Source organism: Caenispirillum salinarum, assembly GCF_044803115.1.
GTDB lineage: Bacteria > Pseudomonadota > Alphaproteobacteria > Rhodospirillales > Rhodospirillaceae > Caenispirillum > Caenispirillum salinarum_A.
In genome coordinates this window covers 4958565-4978668 of record NZ_CP085224.1, presented here as the reverse complement: position 1 = coordinate 4978668, position 20104 = coordinate 4958565, and the positions used below count along the sequence as shown (strand labels likewise).

The window sequence follows — 20104 nt, the reverse complement described above, 5'->3', positions numbered from 1 at the left end:
ACCGCGAAAGAGAAGAGGATCAAGGCATGGCCAAGGCTGCGATGGAGTCCCTGTACGTGGACCCGACGACGCGCTTCGTCAATTCGCTGATCACCTCGGAGATCGAGGTGTCGGACAGCCTGCTGGACCGCATCTGGCCGCGCTTCTCGGCCGACCTGCTGATCCAGGACGAGTGCGAGATGATGGCTGACGCCGCCGACTTCGACGGCGACGAGTTCGAGATCGAGTTCGAGGCGGACGAGGACGAGGACGGGTTCCTCGCCAATCTGCTGCAGTGGTCGCCCCGTCGCAAAAAGGGATGAGCAAGGACGATGGAAAAGTTCACCAAACTCACCGGCGTGGCGGCGCCGCTGCCCATGATCAACGTCGACACCGACATGATCATCCCCAAGCAGTTCCTCAAGACCATCAAGCGCACCGGGCTCGGCAAGAACCTGTTCGACGAAATGCGCTATGACGACAACGGCAACGAGGTGCCGGACTTCGTCCTGAACAAGCCGGCCTACCGCAACGCGCAGATCCTGGTGACGGGCGAGAACTTCGGCTGCGGCTCCTCGCGCGAGCACGCGCCCTGGGCCCTGCTGGACTTCGGCATCCGGGCGATCATCGCGCCCAGCTTCGCCGACATTTTCTACAACAACTGCTTCAAGAACGGCATCCTGCCCATCCGCCTGCCGCAGGAGCAGGTGGACAAGCTGATGGAAGACGCCGAGCGCGGCGCCAACGCCACCGTGACCGTCGACCTGGAAAACCAGGTCATCACCGGCCCGGACGGCGGCTCCATCTCCTTCGAGATCGATCCGTTCCGCAAGCACTGCCTGATGGAGGGCCTGGACGACATCGGCCTGACGCTCCAGAAGGACGACAAGATCGCCAGCTTTGAGCAGAAGCTGGGCCGCGAGCAGCCGTGGGCCACGCCCGCCGGCAACGCGCCGGCCGCGTGAGCGGAGCGGGGACGCATCATCCCCTTCGACCGCGACGCATTCGACGAAGGGGCCCCGCCGTGGGCCCCTTTTTCTTGGTGGTGAACCAGACGATCCGCCGCCCGACCGGATGATCCGGCTTTTGGCGCGGCTCCCCTACAGAGGATGAGTAGACGATGGCTGATGTGAAGAAGGTTCTCGTCCTGCCCGGCGACGGCATCGGGCCCGAGGTCATGACCCAGGTGCGCCGCATCATGGCGTGGCTGGAAGACGCCGGTAAGGTCAAGTTCGAGGTGACCGAGGGCCTGCTGGGCGGGGCAGCCATCGACGCCACCGGCGGCCCCATGCCGGAAGAGACCCTGACCGCCGCCAAGGCCTCCGACGCCGTCCTGCTGGGCGCCGTCGGCGGGCCGAAGTGGGACGACCTGCCGTTCGACATCAAGCCGGAACGTGGCCTGCTGGGCATCCGCAAGGAACTGGGCCTGTTCGCCAACCTGCGCCCGGCCGTGGTGTTCGACGCGCTGGCCGAGGCCTCGACGCTGAAGCTGGACATCGTGAAGGGCCTGGACATCATGATCGTCCGCGAGCTGACGGGCGGCATCTACTTCGGCCAGCCGCGCGGCATCGAGACCCTGCCGGACGGCACCCGCAAGGGCCTGAACAGCCTCGTCTACACCACGCCGGAAATCACCCGCATCGGCAAGGTCGCCATGGACCTCGCCATGAAGCGCGGCAAGCGCGTGTGCTCCGTCGACAAGGCCAACGTGCTGGAATGCACCGTCCTGTGGCGCGAGGAAATGATCAAGCTGCAGCAGGAGCAGTACCCCGAGATCGATCTCACCCACATGTACGTCGACAACGCGTCCATGCAGCTGGTGCGCAACCCCAAGCAGTTCGACGTGATGGTCACGACCAACATGTTCGGCGACATCCTGTCCGACTGCGCGGCCATGCTCACGGGCTCGCTGGGCATGCTGCCCTCGGCCTCGCTGGGTGACGCCGACGCCCAGGGGAAGCGTTACGCCCTGTACGAGCCGGTCCACGGCTCCGCCCCGGACATCGCCGGCCAGAACCTGGCGAACCCGCTGGCGACGATCCTGTCGTTCACCATGATGCTGCGCTACAGCTTCGACATGATGGCCGAGGCAGACCTGATCGAGCAGGCCATCCAGAACGTCCTGAACGCCGGCATCCGCACCGGCGACATCATGCAGGAGGGCGCGACGAAGGTGGGCACCGTCGAGATGGGCGACGCCGTGCTGAAGGAAATGGACGCGCTGGCGAAGGGCTGACATCGGGCCGGGAGGGACAGTCGGGGCTGCCGCCCCGACACCCCGCTTAGGCGGGCGCAGCTTCCCGAACGCCTCGGTCTTCTGGGAATGGCCCGGCGCCTGAGCGGTGCCGGGCTGTGTTCTTTTCGGTGTACGCGAGCCCTACGGTTACGGTCGGGCGCTTGACACCTGGGCCAGGTAGATCAAGCGGTTCTCATTCACGTGCGGGTCTTCGAACGGCTTCTCGTACCAGATGTCCGCCCGCTCACCCACCAGCCGCTTCAGGCGAGTGCAAAGCTCCAGCCCCTGCGCATGGAATGGCGGCCAGTCGAAAATGTCAGGGGCCGGAGAGCCATCCGCGGGCCAGCCCGCGTCCTCGAAGACGCATTGCCAAGTCTCGAACTCACGCTCGAGCGCTTCCATCTCCGGAATATCATCGAAGGTGCCTTCGAGGCAGGTCGAGGCCCCATATTCGTCCCAAAGCCAGGACCAGCCGAAATCCGGCATGATGGTAAGGCGCAGCGGTGGATCGCCATCAGCACGCTCGCGCCATTCAATATGGCCTTGAACGTCATACGCCAGTTTCTCCATGAGAACAGCGGGTGGATGATTGGCAAACAGGGCAGAGATCGTTACGCGACCGGCCGGCTCAACACATGGCGGTGCCGGCAGGCATGTGTTCTCGCCCTGTATCAGCCCGTACTTGATCGCGTTGTAGAATCGGTCGAACACGGAATATGGACCGCAAGGCAGCGCCGCCCGCATAACGCGGGCGTCTGGCGCGCAGAGCCACGGATCCACACGAACTTCGTATGCGCACGGAATCAATTGAACGATCATAAGGGTTTGGTACGCCGAAGCGGGCTTCCTGTCTACCGGCATCAAGACCGATCGGATGCGAAAAAGCCCCCGGTCCTTGCGGACCGGGGGCTTTCCCGTTTCAGCCTGTGCGGCTGGCTGACGTCGCTTACGCGACCTCGGCCAGGTTGCGCAGGACGTACTGGAGGATGCCGCCGTGGCGGTAGTATTCGACCTCGTCCAGGGTGTCGATGCGGCACATCACCTGGATGGTCTCGGACGAGCCATCGGCGCGGTGGATGGTCACGTCGACGTCCTGGCGCGGCTTGATGCCGTCGGCGATGCCGGCGATATCGAAGATTTCCGTGCCGTCCAGCTTCAGCGTCTTGCGGTCCACGCCGTCCTTGAACTGCAGGGGCAGCACGCCCATGCCGACCAGGTTGGAGCGGTGGATGCGCTCGAAGCTTTCCACGATGACGGCCTTCACGCCCAGCAGGTTGGTGCCCTTGGCCGCCCAGTCACGCGAGGAGCCCGTGCCGTATTCCTTGCCGGCCACGACCACCAGGGGCGTGTCCTGCTCGGCGTACTTCATGGCGGCATCGTAGATCGGCATGACGTCGCCAGAAGGCTGGTACTTGGTCACGCCGCCCTCGGTGCCGGGCGCCATCTCGTTGCGGATGCGGATGTTGGCGAAGGTGCCGCGCATCATGACTTCGTGGTTGCCGCGGCGGGCGCCGTAGCTGTTGAAGTCCTTCTTGTTGACGCCGTTCTCGATCAGGTAGGCACCCGCCGGGCTGTCGGCCTTGATGGAGCCGGCCGGCGAGATGTGGTCGGTGGTCACCGAGTCACCCAGGATCGCCAGCGGACGCGCGCCCTTGAAGTCGCTGAAGCCCTTCGGCGTCTTGTCCATGGTCTGGAAGTACGGCGGGTTCTTGACGTAGGTCGACTTGTCGTCCCAGTCGTAGGTCTCGCCGCCGGTGACCGCGATGTTCTGCCACATCTGCGGACCCGCGAAGACGTTGCCGTAGCGGTTCTTGAACATCTCCGAGTTGACGTTCTGCTCGATCAGCTCGGCGATTTCGTGGTTGGTCGGCCAGATGTCCTTCAGGAAGACGTCCTTGCCGTCCTTGTCCTGGCCGATCGGGTCGTTGTAGAGGTCGACCTTCACGGAACCGGCCAGCGCATAGGCGACCACCAGCGGCGGCGAGGCCAGGTAGTTGGCCTTCACGTGCGGGCTGATGCGGCCCTCGAAGTTGCGGTTGCCCGACAGCACGGCGGACACCGTCATGTTCTCGGCGTCGATCGCGTTGCCGATGTTCTCGGCCAGCGGACCGGAGTTGCCGATGCAGGTGGTGCAGCCGAAGCCGGCGATGTTGAAGCCGAGCTGATCCAGATAGGTCTGCAGGCCGGCCTTCTCCAGGTAGTCCTGCACCACCTGGGAGCCAGGCGCCAGCGAGGACTTGACCCACGGCTTGCGCGTCAGGCCCTTCTCGGCCGCCTTCTTGGCGACCAGACCCGCGGCCATCAGGACGGACGGGTTGGAGGTGTTGGTGCACGACGTGATGGCGGCGATGACCACGTCACCGTCGGTCAGCGTGAAGTCCTCGCCTTCGACCTTGACCTTACGGTCGGCCGGAACCTTGTCGGCCTCGGCGGTCTTCTTGAAGCTGGCGGGAACGTCGCCGAGCGTGATGCGGTCCTGCGGACGCTTCGGGCCGGCCAGCGAGGGCACGACCTCGCCCATGTCCAGTTCCAGCGTGTCGGAGAACACGGGGTCCGGCGTGCCGGTCTCGCGCCACATGCCCTGGGCCTTGGCGTAGGCCTCGGTCAAGGCGATCTGCTCGTCGGTGCGGCCGGTGGTCTTCATATAGCGGAGCGTCTCGGCGTCCACCGGGAAGATGCCGCAGGTCGCGCCGTATTCCGGGCCCATGTTGCCGATGGTCGCGCGGTCGGCCAGGGGCAGGTTGTCAAGGCCCTCGCCGTAGAACTCGACGAACTTGCCGACGACGCCCTTGGCGCGCAGCATCTGCACGACGGTCAGCACCAGGTCGGTGGCCGTCACGCCTTCCTTCATCTTGCCGGTCAGCTTGAAGCCGATGACCTCGGGGATGAGCATGGAGATGGGCTGGCCCAGCATGGCGGCTTCCGCCTCGATGCCGCCCACGCCCCAGCCCAGCACGCCCAGGCCGTTGACCATGGTGGTGTGGCTGTCGGTGCCGACCAGGGTGTCGGGGTAGACGAGCGTGCGGCCGTCCTGCTCGCCGGTCCAGGCCACCTGGGCCAGGTGCTCCAGGTTCACCTGGTGGCAGATGCCGGCGCCGGGCGGCACGACTCGGAAGTTGTCGAACGCCTTCTGACCCCAGCGCAGGAACGCATAGCGCTCGCCGTTGCGCTCGAACTCCAGGTCCATGTTCTTCTGCAGCGAGTCGGGCGAGCCGAAGAAGTCGATCATGACGGAGTGGTCGATGACCAGGTCAACCGGCGACAGCGGATTGATGGCGCTGGCCTTGCCGCCCATGGAAACCATGGCGTCGCGCATGGCCGCCAGGTCGACCACGGCGGGAACGCCGGTGAAGTCCTGCATCAGCACGCGCGCGGGCCGGTAGGCGATCTCGCGGGTGGACGACTTGGACTTCAGCCACTCGGCGCAGGCCTTGACGTCGTCGGTGGTGACGCTGCGACCGTCCTCGTAGCGCAGCAGGTTCTCCAGCAGCACCTTCAGCGAGTAGGGCAGGCGGGAAACGTCGCCCAGGCCCGCGTCCGCGGCGGCGCTCAGGCTGAAGTAGTCGTAATCCTTACCGGCGACGGTCAGGGTACGACGCGTCTTGAGGGTGTCATGGCCACACAGGGGCATGGATCGCTCCTCGGCTCAAGTGGGTGGGTACGCAGAGTCCGCCCCGGGGGTCGGGCGAACGCCTTACACCATACTTCACCGGCTTTGTCCAGTGCATCCGGGTAGGTGTGGGGCGGCAGGGCCATTGTGGACCTACCCGCTCGGGCGGGATGGGGTGCCGGTGTCCCGTGCCCCCGCGAGTCAGGTCCTTGCGTGTGCGGCCGATTTCAAGGCATGGTCTTTCTGACGCGCCCGCAAAAACGCACGAAAATTGTCTCCCGGAGTCGCTTGACCCCCACCGCTGAATCGGGTTACTAGATACAAAAAGCTAGCCGTGTGTATGCAATGAAGGCCCATCAGGCATAGTCGATCGAAAAACGGTCGCGGCCGGGGTCCCCCGAGGCAAGGCCGGAAAAACAACGGCACCTCGACGGCTCAGGGAGGTTGTTCGATGTCCGAGGTCCAGCCCGCACTGCGGGCCCAGTATACCCGAATTCCGTCCGTTGTCCTGTGCGGGAGGGCCGTCCGATGAGCGGCATCACCTCCACCCGCGACATGGACACGTTCCCCAAGCTCCTGCTGCACCATGTGCAGGCACGGCCGCAGAAGACCGCCATGCGCGAGAAGGATCTCGGCATCTGGCAGTCCTGGACGTGGGCCGAGATGAAGGAGGAGATCTTCGCGCTGGCCGGCGGCCTGGCCGCCATGGGGCTGAAGCGCGGGGACACCCTGGCGATCGTCGGCGACAACCGTCCGCAGATGTACTGGACCATGGTGGCCGCCCAGTGCCTGGGCGCGACGCCGGTGCCCATGTACCAGGACTCGGTCGCCGAGGAGATGCAGTACGTCCTCGACCACGCCGAGGCGCGCATCGCGGTCGTCGAGGACCAGGAGCAGGTCGACAAGCTCCAGGAAATCATGGACCGCTGCCCCAACCTCGAGACGCTGGTCTATGAGGACGAGAAGGGCATGCGCCACTACAACGCGCCGCACCTGCATGCGTTTGCCTCCGTCCAGGACAAGGGCCGGGAGTTCAACAAGCAGAACCCGGGCTTCCTGGACAAGGAAATCGCGACGGGCAAGGGCTCCGACATCGGCATCATGCTCTATACGTCGGGCACCACCGGCAAGCCCAAGGGCGTGATGCTGTCCAACGACAACGTGCTGATCACCGCCCGCAATGCTTCCGCCCTGGAAGGGCTGGACGACAGCGAGGAAACGGTGGCCTACCTGCCCATGGCCTGGGTCGGCGACCACATCTTCTCGCTGGCGCAGGCCTACGTGTGCGGCTACACCGTCAACTGCCCGGAAAGCGGCGAGACGGTGATGACCGATATGCGCGAGATCGGCCCCACCTATTACTTCGCCCCGCCGCGCATCTACGAGAACCTGCTGACCAGCGTCATGATCCGCATGGAGGACGCGGCGCCCTTCAAGCGCAAGCTGTTCAAGCACTTCATGGACGTGGCGCAGCGCGTCGGCACCAAGATCCTGGACGGCAAGCCGGTTTCGGGCGGTGACAAGTTCCAGTACTGGCTGGGCAACATCCTGGTCTACGGCCCGCTGAAGAACGTGCTGGGCCTGTCGCGCCTGAAGCTCGCCTACACCGCCGGCGAGGCCATCGGCCCGGAAATCTTCGATTTCTACCGCTCGCTCGGCATCAACACCAAGCAGCTCTACGGCCAGACGGAAGGCAGCGTGTTCGTCTGCATCCAGCCGAACGGCGCTATCAAGTCGGACTCCGTCGGCCTGCCGGCACCCGAGGTGGAGCTGAAGATCGACGACAACGGCGAGGTCTTCTACCGCGGTCCGGGCGTCTTCGTCGGCTATTACAAGAACGAGGAAGGCACGCGCGGCACCAAGGACGAGAACAACTGGGTGGCCACCGGCGATGCCGGCTACTTCGACGACGACGGCCAGCTCAAGATCATCGACCGCGCCAAGGATGTGGGCAAGATGAACAACGGCGGCATGTTCCCGCCCAAGTACATCGAGAACAAGCTGAAGTTCTTCCCCTACATCAAGGAAGCCGTCGCCTTTGGCCACGAGCGCGACTACGTCACGGCCTTCATCAACATCGACCTGGAAGCCGTGGGCAACTGGGCCGAGCGCAAGGGCCTGCCGTACTCGGGCTTCCAGGACCTGGCCGCGCGTCCCGAGGTCTATGACCTGATCGAGGAGTGCGTGCAGAAGGTCAACGAGAGCCTGAAGACCGACCCGATGATGTCGCACTGCCAGATCCGCCGGTTCCTCAACCTGCACAAGGAACTGGACGCCGACGACGGCGAGCTGACCCGCACCCGCAAGGTGCGCCGCCGGTTCATCGCCGAGCGCTACGGCAACGAGATCGAGGCGCTGTACAGCGGGGTCAAGGAGGTCCACGCGGAAACCGAGGTCACCTTCGAGGACGGCCGCAAGGGCACGCTGAAGGCCGACCTGCAGATCCGCGACGTTTCGGGCTTCGAGGCTACCCAGCCGGCCGATACGGGTCTGCGCAAGACGGCCTGAGGCCACGCGCCGGCGCGCGACGACACCGCGCTCCACGACTTTCGAATTCGGGAAAAGGCCGCCGCAAGAGCGGCCACCCGCTAGGACATTCCAGGGAGGAACTGCATGTCCGCCACGGATCAGGACACCGGCCGGCGTATCGGCGATACGGTGCTGAAGGTCGACAACATCTCGTTGTCCTTCGGCGGCGTCCGCGCGCTGACCGACATCAGCTTCACGGTCCGCGAGCACGAGATCCTGTCGATCATCGGCCCCAACGGCGCCGGCAAGAGCTCCATGCTCAACGTGATCAACGGGTTCTATCACCCGCAGGAAGGCACGATCACCTACAAGGGCCAGGCCCGGTCGCGGATGAAGCCGCACGCGGCGGCCCGCCAGGGCATCGCGCGGACCTTCCAGAACATCGCCCTGTTCAAGGGCATGAGCGCGCTGGACAACATCATGACCGGCCGCAACACCCTGATGAAGTCCAACTTCATCAGCCAGGCCCTGTACTGGGGGCTGGGCCAGAAGGAGGAGCTGGAGCACCGCGCCTTCGTGGAGCGCGTCATCGATTTCCTGGAGATCGAAAGCATCCGCAAGACGCCGGTCGGCCGCCTGCCCTACGGTCTGCAGAAGCGGGTCGAGCTGGGCCGGGCCCTGGCCGCCCAGCCGGAACTCCTGCTGCTCGACGAGCCCATGGCGGGCATGAACGTCGAGGAGAAGGAGGACATGTGCCGCTTCATCCTGGACGTGAACGACGAATTCGGCACCACCATCGTCCTCATCGAGCACGACATGGGCGTGGTCATGGACATTTCCGACCGCGTGGTGGTGCTGGACTACGGCCGCAAGCTGGCGGAGGACACGCCGGACGCCGTGCGCGCCAACCAGGAGGTCATCGATGCGTACCTGGGGGTCTCCCATGACGACGCCGCGTGATCCCCTGTTCCCGCGCCCCGCGCGCCCCGTTTCCGCCCCCACCCGTGACATGCTGACCGAGAGGGCCGACCGATGAGCTTCCTCAACGCCTTCTTCGTCGATCCCTTCGTACAGATCGCCGACTACCCGCTGTTCTTCATCGAGGTCGTGATCGGCGGCCTGCTCTCCGGTGTCATGTATTCGCTGGTGGCGCTGGGCTTCGTGCTGATCTTCAAGGCCTCGGGCGTGTTCAACTTCGCCCAGGGCGCCATGGTGCTGTTCGCCGCCCTGTCGTTCGCGGGGTTCATCGAGATGGGCGTGCATCCCATCTTCGCCTTCATCCTGGCGGGCATCGTCATGGCGGGCGTCGCCATCGCCATCGAACGGGTGGTGCTGCGATCGCTGGTCAACCAGCCGGCCATCATCCTGTTCATGGCGACCATCGGCATCACCTACTTCCTGGACGGCTTCGGGCAGACCCTCTGGGGCTCGGACGTCAAGGTGCTGGACCTGGGCATCCCGCAGACGCCCATTGACGTCGGCGGCATCTTCATCAACCAGTTCGACCTGTTCGCCGCCGCCGTGGCCGGTGGCCTGGTGCTGGTGCTGGCGATCTTCTTCCAGAAGACCCGCATCGGCCGTGCGCTCCGCGCGGTCGCCGACGACCACCAGGCGGCGCTGTCGGTCGGCATTCCGCTGAAGACCATCTGGGCCATCGTGTGGACCGTCGCCGGCCTGGTCGGCCTGGTCGCCGGCGCCATGTGGGGCGCCAAGCTGGGCGTGCAGTTCAGCCTCGCGCTGGTCGCGCTCAAGGCCCTGCCGGTCCTGATCCTGGGCGGCTTCACCTCCATCCCGGGTGCCATTGTCGGCGGCCTCATCATCGGCGTCGGCGAGAAGGTGGCGGAAGTGTTCTGGGGCTCGGCCTTCGGCGGTGCCATCGAGGACTGGTTCGCTTACATGCTGGCGCTCGTCTTCCTGCTGTTCCGGCCCCAGGGCCTGTTCGGCGAAAAGATCATCGAACGCGTGTGAGCCCGGGGAGATAGAGAAAAATGCTTTACCGCGAGGCAGGACAGTTCAAGACCACTTACGCCAAGGACTGGGCCATCTTCCCCATCGCGCAGGACCGCATCGTGGTCCTCGGGTTCCTGGCGATCGCCTTCATCGCCGTTCCGGCGCTGGCGAGCAATTACCTGCTGTCCACCATCCTTTTGCCCTTCCTGGTCATGAGCACGGCGGCCATCGGCCTGAACCTGCTGACCGGCTACGCCGGGCAGCTCTCGCTGGGCACGGGCGGCTTCATGGCGACGGGCGCATTCGCCGCCTACAAGCTGTCGACCATGTTCCCCGGCATGCCGATCGAGGCCGTGTTCCTTTTCTCGGGCGTGGTGGCGGCCCTTGTCGGCATCCTGTTCGGCATTCCGTCCCTGCGCATCAAGGGCTTCTACCTGGCCGTGGCGACGCTGGCCGCGCAGTTCTTCCTGCTGTGGCTGTTCAACAAGGTCGGCTGGTTCACCAACTACTCGACCTCGGGCGTCATATCGGCTCCGCCGCGCACGATCATGTTCACCGATATCTACGTGACGGGGCCCGCTGCCTCGGTGACGGCCAAGTACCTGTTCGCCCTGACCCTGGTGGCGATCCTGGCGCTGGCGGCCAAGAACCTGGTGCGCAGCTCCATCGGCCGGCGCTGGATGGCGATCCGCGACATGGACATCGCGGCGGAAATCATCGGCATCAAGCCGCTGCAGACCAAGCTGTCGGCCTTTGCCATCAGCTCCTTCTACTGCGGCATCGCCGGCGCCATGTGGGCCTTCCTCTACACCGGGTCGGTGGAGCCGCTGGCGTTCGACATCAACCGCTCCTTCCAGGTGCTGTTCATGATCATCATCGGCGGGTTGGGGTCGATCCTTGGGGCGTTCCTGGGGGCGGGCTTCATCATCGCCCTGCCGATCCTGCTGACCAACGCGCCCGCGATGCTGGGCCTGAACATCCCGGTTGACGTGATCTCGCACATCGAGTTCATGATTTTCGGCGCGCTGATCATCTTCTTCCTGATCGTCGAGCCGCACGGGCTGGCCCGTCTGTGGCAGATCCTGAAGGAAAAGCTGCGCCTGTGGCCCTTCCCGCACTGACGGGGAGCACCGCACCCATTTCCTTCGCGGGGACCAAGCGCCGTCAGAAGCCGCACCCCGCGAAGAGCCCGGTCCCTGGCCCATCCGCCAGCCGGGCAGCCGCAACAACAGAGAACACTCGGAAAGGTCCAAGGGAGGACTTCTGGACATGACGTTCAAAATGAAACTTTCCGCCGCCGCCATCGCCCTGGCCGTCGGCGTCTCCGGAATGCTGGTGGCCGAGCAGGCCAAGGCGCAGGACGCCGGCCAGTACGTGCCGGGCACCGTCTACCGCTCCGGTCCCTATGCGCCGGGCGGCATTCCCTGGGCGAACGGCTACGCCGACTACTTCAAGCTTCTCAACGAGCGCGACGGCGGCATCGGCGGCGTGCCCATCATCTACGAAGAGTGCGACACGGCCTATAGCAACGACAAGGGCGTGGAGTGCTATGAAAAGATGAAGAACGAGGGGCCGACCGGCCCGGCGGTCTTCCAGCCGCTGTCGACCGGCATCACCTATGCCCTGATCGACCGCGTCAAGGCTGACAAGATCCCGATGATCACCTCGGGCCTGGGCCGCGCCGATGCGTCCGACGGCACGGTGTTCCCCTGGGTCTTCACCCTGCCCGTGACCTACTGGGCCGGCGCCGACGCCATCGTGCAGTACATCGACCAGCAGGAAAATGGCAGCCTGGACGGCAAGACCATCGCCCTGGTCTACCACGACAGCGCCTACGGCAAGGAGCCGATCAACACGCTGAAGTACCTGTCGGACAAGCACGGCTTCAAGCTGGAGCTGTTCCCGGTCGCCCACCCGGGCCTGGAGCAGAAGGCCACCTGGCTGAAAATCGGCCGCCAGGTCCGTCCGGACTGGACCATCATGTGGGGCTGGGGCGTCATGAACTCGACGGCCATCAAGGAAGCCGCCGCCGTGGGCTACCCCATGGACCGCTTCATCGGCAACTGGTGGGCCGGCTCCGAGGTCGACGTGAAGGCCGCCGGCGGTGTTTCCAAGGGCTACCTGTCGGCCCAGTTCCACGGCGCCGGCGAGGACTTCAAGGTCCTGGACGACGTCAAGACGCACCTGGTCGAGAAGGACCTGAACGCCGGTCCGGACGAGGAAGTCGGTGACATCCTCTACAACCGCGGCCTGATCTCCGCCGTCTTCACCGCCGAGGGCATCGCCAAGGCGCAGGAGAAGTACGGCAAGAAGCCGCTGACCGGCGAGGAAATCCGCTGGGGCATCGAGAACATCAACCTCGATAAAGCCCGCCTGGAAGAGCTGGGCCTGACCGGCCTGCTGGACCCTGTGAAGCTGTCCTGCTCCGACCACGAGGGCGGCGGCTCGGTCATCATCCAGCAGTGGGACGGCGAGAAGTGGACGCCGGTCTCCGACTGGATTTCGCCGGCCCGCGACGAGTACCTGCGCAAGATGTACGAGGACTCCGCCGCGGACTACGCCAAGGAAAAGGGCATCGAGCCGCGCGACTGCTCGAAAGAGTCGTAAGGCCGCATTCCCGGGCTAAGGAGGCCGGCCGTTTGGCCGGCCTCCACGCCCTCCAAGGACCCCAGATTTCATAGCCACGAGGTCATGCCGTGAGCGAACCCGCCGTCAAGGTCGTGGGCGAGGCGCCGGAGGCGCAGGCCGCGACGCCGATCCTCTCCGTCAACAACATCGAGGTCATCTACGACCACGTCATCCTGGTGCTGAAGGGTGTGTCGCTCCAGTTGCATGAAGGCGGCATCACCGCCCTCCTGGGCGCCAACGGCGCCGGCAAGACGACGACGCTCAAGGCCATCTCCAACCTGCTGCGCGCCGAGCGCGGCGAGGTGACCAAGGGCAGCATCGAATACATGGGCGAGCAGGTCGACAGCATGACGCCGTCGGATCTCGTCAAGCGCGGCGTCATCCAGGTGATGGAAGGCCGCCACTGCTTCGAGCACCTGACCGTCGAGGAAAATCTGCTGACCGGCGCCTACACCCGCCGCGACGGCAGCGCCAAGATCAAGGAAGACCTGGAGCGCGTCTACCACTACTTCCCGCGCCTGAAGGAGCGCCGCGGCAGCCAGGCCGGCTACACCTCGGGCGGCGAGCAGCAGATGGTCGCCATCGGCCGGGCCATGCTGGCCCGCCCCAAGGTCATCCTGCTGGACGAGCCCTCCATGGGCCTCGCTCCGCAGCTGGTGGAGGAAATCTTCGAGATCGTCCGGCAGCTGAACGAGCAGGAAAACGTGTCGTTCATCCTGGCCGAGCAGAACACCAACGTGGCGCTGCGCTACGCCAAGTTCGGCTACATCCTGGAAAACGGCCGCGTGGTGATGGAAGGCGACGCCGCCAAGCTGCGCGAAAACGACGACGTGCAGGAGTTCTACCTCGGCATCGCCGGCGGCGACCGCAAGAGCTTCCGCGACGTCAAGCACTACCGCCGCCGCAAGCGCTGGCTGTAACATCATTCTCCCGAGGGGCGGCCGCTGGCCGCCCTTCGTCCATAATTGTGCCACGTCATCATTTTCGTCAGGAGCTTGCACCCATGTCCGAGCATTTCGACGCCCTGGAGAACCGCGAGCCGGAGGTGCGCGAGCGCGACCTCATGGCGGCCCTGCGCGACACCATCGCGCACGCCAAGGCCAACGCGCCGTACTTCGCGGACCTGCTCAAGGACGTGGACCCGGCGTCGGTGACGGACCGGGCGGCACTGGCCAAACTGCCGGTCACCCGCAAGCACGACCTGATCGAGCTGCAGAAGAAAACCCCGCCGTTCGGCGGCCTGGTGGCCGAGAGCATGCCCGTCGGCCGCGTGTTCCAGAGCCCCGGCCCCATCCACGAGGTCGAGGGCGTAGGCGCGGATTACTTCCGCGCCGCCCGCGCCCTGTTCGCCGCCGGCTTCCGGTCCGGCGACCTGGTGCACAACACCTTCAGCTATCACTTCACGCCGGGCGGCTGGATTCTCGACAACGGCGCCCGCGCCCTGGGCTGCCGCGTCTTTCCCGCCGGCGTCGGCCAGACCGAGCTTCAGGCCCAGGCGGTCGCCGCCATGAAGCCCCAGGGGTACACCGGCACGCCGTCCTTCCTGCGCATCATCCTGGAAAAGGCCCGCGAGCTGGGGCTTGAGACCTCCAGCATGAAGAAGGCGCTGGTTTCCGGCGAGGCCCTGCCGCCGTCGCTGCGCAAGCAGATCCAGGACGAGCTGGGCGTGACCACCTACCAGTGCTACGCCACGGCGGATCTCGGCGTCATCGCCTATGAATCCGAGGCGCTGGAGGGCATGATCTGCTCCGAGGACGCCATTGTGGAAATCGTCCGCCCCGGCACCGGCGACCCTGTGCCCGAGGGCGAGGTCGGCGAGGTGGTGGTGACGGTGTTCACCCGCGAATACCCCCTCATCCGCTTCGCCACCGGCGACATGAGCGCCGTGCTGCCGGGCACCAGCCCGTGCGGCCGCACCAACATGCGCATCAAGGGCTGGATGGGCCGCGCCGACCAGACCACCAAGGTCAAGGGCATGTTCGTCCATCCCGAGCAGGTGGCCGAGGTCGTCAAGCGCCACCCGGAGATCACCAAGGCCCGCCTGGTGGTCACCAGCGCCGACAACGTCGATCAGATGACGCTCAAGGCCGAAAGCAGCACGACGGAACCCGCCTTCGCCGAGAAGGTGGCCGAGACGGTGCGCGAGGTGCTGAAGCTGAAAGGGTCGGTGGAGCTTGTCGATCCCGCCAGCCTGCCCAACGACGGCAAGGTCATCAGCGACGAGCGGAGCTACGAGTAATTCCGGGGACGCGGGGGCTCAAAAGGGCTCCCGCTTTTCCGCCGGCGGCTGTTTGCGATCCGGGAAATCCCGGCAGGCGGGCCCGTCAAAGAAGTCGTCCCATGTGACCGGCTTCGGCACTTTCTTCCGGTCCTCTTCTGTACCGCGCGGCTCCGCCATGGCGGTCCCTCCTTTATCCGGAGCGCGGATCAAGGCATACATAACGCCTCGTCTATCGGCCGCGCACAACCTCCCCATGCCCTCCGCCACCTACGTCTACGTTCTTCTCGAAGAGGCGCCGCCCGGCGCTCGCCCGCGCACCTACGTGGGCTGGACGACGGATGTCGGCGCCCGGCTGGCGGCGCACAACGGCGGCACCGGCGCCAGGTTCACCAAGGGCCGGCGCTGGCGCGTGGTGCATGTGGAGGAATTCCAGACCCGCCCCCAGGCCATGAGCCGCGAGTGGCACCTCAAGCGGGACAGGGCCTTCCGCAGAAAGCTCGCCGAGACGGCCACGGCAGGCTGACTGAACGCGGGGAGCGCGAGGGGCCTGCGTCGGGTCCCCTCGCATCCTCTCACTCCGCCACGGCCCTCGGCGGCATCGCCGGCGCCACACCCTCCGGCAGCGGCGGCGCGTCGGGCCAGTCACCGGACAGCCAGCGGGTCCAGCAGGCGACGTGCGCCGCCTCCATCTCCGTCCCGCTTTCCAGCACGGCCAGAACCTCCTTGTCCGTCAGGGCCCTGGGGCCAAGGAAGCGCAGCTTGCGGGCGGCCAGGGCGGCCTCCTGCGGCGTTGCCCGGCTCTCCTGGCCGGCCAGCGGCAGAAGGGCGAGGTGATCGCGCAGACGGTCGGGCTCCAACACCGTGCGGGCGAGCAGGTCGTCGGGTGCGGAGCGGGCGGCGGCGGTCTCTTCCATCACCGCGTCCACTTCCGTCAGCACCGCCGGTGGCCGCGTCTCCTCCGGCGTCAGCAGCAGGCCCCAGCGTTTCAGCGCCTGACCGGCGGCAACGCTGTCGCCGAGCCACACCACCAGCGGCGCCAGCACCAGGCCCGCCTCCACCGGCGCCAGCCACAGCGCCAGCGAGGGCGAGGCGACATAGGCGCCCACCGTTGCCAGCAGGCCGACGGCGGTGAACGGCAGCCAGCGCTCCAGCGCCTCGACGAAGGCGCCGTGGGCGGCCTTGCGGTTCTGGGGCGACCACGTGACGGCCTTGCCCAGCATGGTCGAGAATACCGCCAGCGCGTGCAGCAGCATCATGATGGGCGCGAGCAGGGCGGTGTACACCGTCTCGATCAGCACGCCCGCCGTCAGCCGCAGCGCGCCGCCCTGGGCGCGGCGAAGGGTCGGGTCGCGTAGGGAAAGCGCCAGGCCGAACAGCTTGGGCACCAGCAGCAGGCCCAGCGCCACGGCCAGCAGCGCCAGCGCCGCGCCCTGGACGTCCAGCGGCCACTGGGGAAAGGGTTTGCCGTCCGAGAAGTAGCGCACCGGCGTGCGCGTCAGCGTGAAGGCCTGCAACGCCGAGAGCACCAGGAACACCAGCCACAGCGCCGAGGAAACGTAGGACATGAGCCCGATGCTGAAGTGCAGGCGGCTGACCCAGTGCAGGCCGCGGGCGGCCAGCAGGCGGCCGTGCTGCAGGTTGCCCTGGCACCAGCGGCGGTCGCGGGTGGCGAAGTCGCCCACCGTCGGGGGTGGTTCCTCGTAGGTGTCGGTGATGTCGTCGGCGATCAGCACCCGCCAGCCGCCGCGGCGCAGCAGGGCGGCCTCGACGAAGTCGTGGCTGAGGATCTCCCCGCCCAGCGGCGCCTTGCCGGGAAGTTCCGGCAGGCCGCAGCAGTCTGAGAACGCCCGCACGCGGATGATGGCGTTGTGGCCCCAGTAGTTGCCCTCGCCGGCGGCCCAGAAGGCGATGCCGCTGGCCGACAGCGGCCCGTAGACGGCGCCCGCGAACTGCAGCACGCGGGCGAACAGGGTCTCGCCCTTGGTCAGACGCGGCGGGGCCTGGATGAGACCGGCGGCGGGGTCGGCCTCCATGCGGTCCAGCAGGCGCGCCATGCTGGAGGCCGTCAGGATGCTGTCGGCGTCCAGGACGATCATGTAGTCGTAGAGCGCCCCGTGCCGGCCGATGAAGTCGGCGATGTTGCCCGACTTGCGCTCGCGGTTCTGAAGCCGGCGGCGGTAGTAGACGGGCGGCAGGCCGGTGCCCGCGGCGTCTCCCCCGTCGCACAGGCGGCGCCAGGCGTCCACCTCGGCCAGCCAGGCGCCGGGCCGGGTGCTGTCCGACAGAACGTGGATGTGAAACAGGTGCCCCAGGCCCTTGGCGGCAAGGTCGCGGCGCATGGCCTCGATGCCGGCGAAGACGCGGGTCACGTCCTCGTTGTAGACGGGCACCAGAACGGCCGTCGGGCCTTTGGGTTCGGGTCGCGGCAGCGGCGGCTCGGCAGGGGCCGGTCCGCGCCACCAGAGCACGCCGAAGCCGGCGGCCAGCGTCCAGAAGGATTGCGCCAGCCACAGCGCCAGCGGGATGAACACGGCAATCAGCGCCAGGTCCAGCCAGCTCAGGCCGTCGACGTAGAGAATGCGGGCGTAGGCCGCCACCAGAGCGGCGGCCGTGCCCAGGATGCCGAGCACGAGAATGGTGCGGCGGGTCATGGCGTGTGCGCCTTGTTCGGAAGTCCGCGACGGTCAGATGAGGGCAAGCGCCGCCGCCAGCCCGGGGACCAGCAGCGTGGCGGCGACCATGCTCCACAGCCGCATCGCCTGGTCGCGGGGCGACGGCGCCAGGATGACCGGGCGCAGCGGCTGCTTTGCCATTGTCAGTCCGCGGGCCGGCAGGCCGGGCGGACGCGGCCGGTGACGCGGCCCGGTTCCTGCAGACAGCGGCGCCTCCGGCCCCGTCAGGTCGTCGAGGGCCAGTTCCAGCGCCTCGGCCAGGGCGTGTTCGCGGTCGGGCAGGCCGCCGCAGCCCGCGCGGACGGCGGTGACGGCGGCGGCGGCGCGGGTGCCGGCCTCAAGGGCCGACAGCGCGTGACCGGTGCGCAGGTAGGCGGCGGTGCCTTCGGCAATGCCGCGCCAGAACCGATCCACCTGTTCGTGTGGATGCGGCTCACCGGGAGCCGATGTCAGAGCCGGGACCATTGGAAACTCCATGTTTCGCTAAGGACCGTGCCGTCGGCGTCGGTCAGCCGGCAGCGCAGCTCCGCCGGCGTCTCGCCGGCGGCGGGAAGATCGAAGAACACGCGGCGTCCCCCGGTCACCGGATTGTGCTGGATGACGGGTCGGGAGGTTTCAATCCCCGATGCCTCGAGCGCCACGATCACCTCGGATTCAGGCGGAAGTTCGGCGAGCGGGCCGCCGACGAAATCCAGCACGATCTTGCGGCTGTCGGCCTCGCCGCGCTGGCCCGGCACGCCGCCGGCGCCGACGCGGGTCTCGCGCACGGTGGCAAGCGGCGGCTTCGGCCCCTCCAGCCCCCAGTGCAGAACGTAGCGCAGGGTGACGTCCTCGCCGGCTTTGGCGGGTTTCTCCGGCGTCCAGAAGGCGACGATGTTGTCGTGGGTCTCGTCGGGGGTTGGGATCTCGATGAGTGTCACAGCCCCCTTGCCCCAGTCGCCCTTGGGCTCCACCCAGAGCGACGGGCGCAGGTCGTAGCGGGCCTCCAGGTCCTCGTAGTCGTCGAAGCGGCGCACGCGCTGCATCAGGCCGAAGCCCTTGGGCGCGCCGTCCTGGAAAGCGGACAGCGCCAGGGTGCTGGGGTTGCGCAGGGGGCGCCAGACCCATTCGCCGCTGCCGGTGTGCATGAGCAGGCCCTGGCTGTCGTGCACGCGCGGGCGGTAGTCGGCGCCGTCCTTTGGGTCGCCCGGCCCGTGCTCGAACATGCTGGTCAGCGGCGCCAGCCCCAGGCGCTTGATGTCCTCGCGCAGGAACAGGCGGGCGGTGACCTCCATGGTCGTGGCGGCGCCGGGCCGCACGTCGAATCGGAAGGCGCCGGTCAGGCTGGGACCGTCCAGCAGGGCGTGGATCATCAGGGGCTTGCCGCGCCCGGTCGGGCGCGCGACGTAGAAGCGCGTGAAGGCGGGGAACTCCTCGCCCTCGGGCAGGCCGGTGCCGACCGCCACGCCGCGCGACGACAGGCCGTAGCGGTTGCCGCGGCCCAGCGCCCGGAAATAGCTGGCGCCCAGGAAGGTCAGCAGTTCGTCCAGCACCTCGGGGTCGTTGAGCGGGTAGTGCACCCGCAGCCCGGCGAAACCCAGGCCCTCGGGCAGGGGCTTGTCGAACCGGTTGCGGCCCAGGTCGAAGGCGCCCGGGTCGTAGGCGACCGGCTCAGCCGCGCCCGAGGTCACGTCGTAGACGTGCACGGGTCGGTCGAAGTAGGAGCCCAGGTGGAAGAACTGAACCTCGTAGGGGCTGGCGCCGCGCCACAGGGCGTGGTCGGGGCGATACCGGATGTCGCGGTGCTGGTCGTACCCCAGGTCCGCCAGCACGTCGGGGATGTCGCCGTCGTGGGGCTGGAAGGCCTCGGCGGCCAGGCGGCGGGCCTCGTCCACCAGCCAGTCATAGGAGAACGGCCCGGCCGGCGGCGCGGGCGGCGTCACCTTTGCCGGCGGCGCGGCGGCGGCGTCCATGCGCGGGGCCGGTGTCGCGGCGGCCAGCGCGGACGGCGCCAGGGCGGTGGCGGTCAGGCCACACAGAAGGGCACGGCGGCTGATGCCGCCGAGGAGACGCGGGATGTATGTCGTCATGTCCGTTGTCGACGTGATTACAGAACAGTGAAAGTCACCGAGCCACGCGAGCCATTCGACCCGACGGTCCCGACGCTGTCCGAACGCCGTTTACTGCGGCCGGTTGCGTTGGGAGCACTGCGCACAAGCGGCTGTGACTCGCCGTGACTGGTGCCTTTTCCCAGGGAAACAGATGTTCTGTGACAACGGTGTGAGCGATCTTATTCCGTTCCGTGAGCAAAAGAAAGCCCGTCGCGCGGGGGCGACGGGCTGCCTTAAGATATAGACCGA

The 20104-nt window shown here is 66.9% G+C and carries 17 protein-coding genes; 11 read left to right on the top strand and 6 right to left on the bottom strand.

Features of this window, described 5'->3' with window-relative positions:
- Nucleotides 1-26 precede the first annotated feature (26 nt).
- The 3 genes from LG334_RS23070 to leuB all read left to right on the top strand — a co-directional run bounded on the left by LG334_RS23070 (nt 27) and on the right by leuB (nt 2215).
- Nucleotides 27-302 carry a hypothetical protein gene (locus LG334_RS23070; protein WP_404381884.1) on the top strand — a complete coding sequence of 92 codons (276 nt, stop codon included), beginning with the start codon at nt 27-29 and terminating at the stop codon, nt 300-302.
- 9 nt (nt 303-311) lie between these two features.
- Nucleotides 312-944 (top strand): 3-isopropylmalate dehydratase small subunit, encoded by a 633-nt coding sequence (leuD, locus tag LG334_RS23065; protein WP_404381882.1) that lies wholly within the window; start codon nt 312-314, stop codon nt 942-944.
- A 155-nt stretch (nt 945-1099) separates the two neighbouring features.
- Nucleotides 1100-2215 carry a 3-isopropylmalate dehydrogenase gene (gene leuB / locus LG334_RS23060; RefSeq protein ID WP_404381880.1) on the top strand — a complete coding sequence of 372 codons (1116 nt, stop codon included), beginning with the start codon at nt 1100-1102 and terminating at the stop codon, nt 2213-2215.
- 147 nt (nt 2216-2362) lie between these two features.
- On the opposite strand, the gene LG334_RS23055 is transcribed toward leuB, so the two are convergent.
- Both LG334_RS23055 and acnA read right to left on the bottom strand, forming a co-directional pair.
- Nucleotides 2363-2926 (bottom strand): hypothetical protein, encoded by a 564-nt coding sequence (locus tag LG334_RS23055; protein WP_404381878.1) that lies wholly within the window; start codon nt 2924-2926, stop codon nt 2363-2365.
- Nucleotides 2927-3161: 235 nt separating this feature from the next.
- Nucleotides 3162-5846 carry an aconitate hydratase AcnA gene (acnA, locus tag LG334_RS23050; protein ID WP_404381876.1) on the bottom strand — a complete coding sequence of 895 codons (2685 nt, stop codon included), beginning with the start codon at nt 5844-5846 and terminating at the stop codon, nt 3162-3164.
- Nucleotides 5847-6353: 507 nt separating this feature from the next.
- Between acnA and LG334_RS23045 the strand changes: the two genes are divergently transcribed.
- From LG334_RS23045 to LG334_RS23015, 7 genes are all read left to right on the top strand, one after another.
- Nucleotides 6354-8333, top strand: a complete 1980-nt coding sequence (locus LG334_RS23045; RefSeq protein ID WP_404381874.1) for an AMP-binding protein — start codon at nt 6354-6356, stop codon at nt 8331-8333.
- Nucleotides 8334-8438: 105 nt separating this feature from the next.
- Nucleotides 8439-9254, top strand: coding sequence for an ABC transporter ATP-binding protein (locus LG334_RS23040; protein WP_404381872.1), 816 nt, complete (start codon nt 8439-8441; stop codon nt 9252-9254).
- A 72-nt stretch (nt 9255-9326) separates the two neighbouring features.
- Nucleotides 9327-10262 carry a branched-chain amino acid ABC transporter permease gene (locus LG334_RS23035; protein ID WP_404381870.1) on the top strand — a complete coding sequence of 312 codons (936 nt, stop codon included), beginning with the start codon at nt 9327-9329 and terminating at the stop codon, nt 10260-10262.
- Between the two features lie 20 nt (nt 10263-10282).
- Complete coding sequence (locus LG334_RS23030) at nt 10283-11365, top strand: branched-chain amino acid ABC transporter permease (protein WP_404381868.1); 1083 nt, start codon at nt 10283-10285, stop codon at nt 11363-11365.
- Nucleotides 11366-11513: 148 nt separating this feature from the next.
- The gene (locus tag LG334_RS23025) at nt 11514-12851 is read left to right on the top strand and encodes an ABC transporter substrate-binding protein (protein ID WP_404381866.1); all 1338 of its coding nucleotides are present in this window, start codon (nt 11514-11516) and stop codon (nt 12849-12851) included.
- Between the two features lie 89 nt (nt 12852-12940).
- The gene (locus LG334_RS23020) at nt 12941-13792 is read left to right on the top strand and encodes an ABC transporter ATP-binding protein (protein ID WP_009540484.1); all 852 of its coding nucleotides are present in this window, start codon (nt 12941-12943) and stop codon (nt 13790-13792) included.
- A gap of 83 nt (nt 13793-13875) precedes the next feature.
- Nucleotides 13876-15111 carry a phenylacetate--CoA ligase family protein gene (locus tag LG334_RS23015; protein WP_404381864.1) on the top strand — a complete coding sequence of 412 codons (1236 nt, stop codon included), beginning with the start codon at nt 13876-13878 and terminating at the stop codon, nt 15109-15111.
- A gap of 18 nt (nt 15112-15129) precedes the next feature.
- On the opposite strand, the gene LG334_RS23010 is transcribed toward LG334_RS23015, so the two are convergent.
- Nucleotides 15130-15270 carry a hypothetical protein gene (locus tag LG334_RS23010; RefSeq protein WP_404381862.1) on the bottom strand — a complete coding sequence of 47 codons (141 nt, stop codon included), beginning with the start codon at nt 15268-15270 and terminating at the stop codon, nt 15130-15132.
- A gap of 76 nt (nt 15271-15346) precedes the next feature.
- Here LG334_RS23010 and LG334_RS23005 point away from each other — a divergent pair, with 76 nt between their 5' ends.
- Nucleotides 15347-15616 carry a GIY-YIG nuclease family protein gene (locus LG334_RS23005; RefSeq protein WP_404381860.1) on the top strand — a complete coding sequence of 90 codons (270 nt, stop codon included), beginning with the start codon at nt 15347-15349 and terminating at the stop codon, nt 15614-15616.
- 49 nt (nt 15617-15665) lie between these two features.
- Here the strand turns inward: LG334_RS23005 and mdoH are convergent, their stop codons facing one another.
- Genes mdoH through LG334_RS22990 form a run of 3 tightly spaced genes read right to left on the bottom strand, consistent with a single transcriptional unit; the run spans nt 15666 to nt 19834 of the window.
- Entirely contained in the window at nt 15666-17744 is a 2079-nt protein-coding gene (mdoH, locus tag LG334_RS23000) for a glucans biosynthesis glucosyltransferase MdoH (RefSeq protein ID WP_404381858.1), read from the bottom strand.
- Nucleotides 17745-17777: 33 nt separating this feature from the next.
- Nucleotides 17778-18230 (bottom strand): hypothetical protein, encoded by a 453-nt coding sequence (locus tag LG334_RS22995; protein ID WP_404381856.1) that lies wholly within the window; start codon nt 18228-18230, stop codon nt 17778-17780.
- On the bottom strand, nt 18215-19834 hold the full coding sequence (locus LG334_RS22990; RefSeq protein ID WP_404381854.1) for a glucan biosynthesis protein: 1620 nt from the start codon (nt 19832-19834) through the stop codon (nt 18215-18217). Before LG334_RS22990 ends, LG334_RS22995 begins: the two co-directional genes overlap by 16 nt.
- Between the last annotated feature and the right edge of the window lie 270 nt (nt 19835-20104).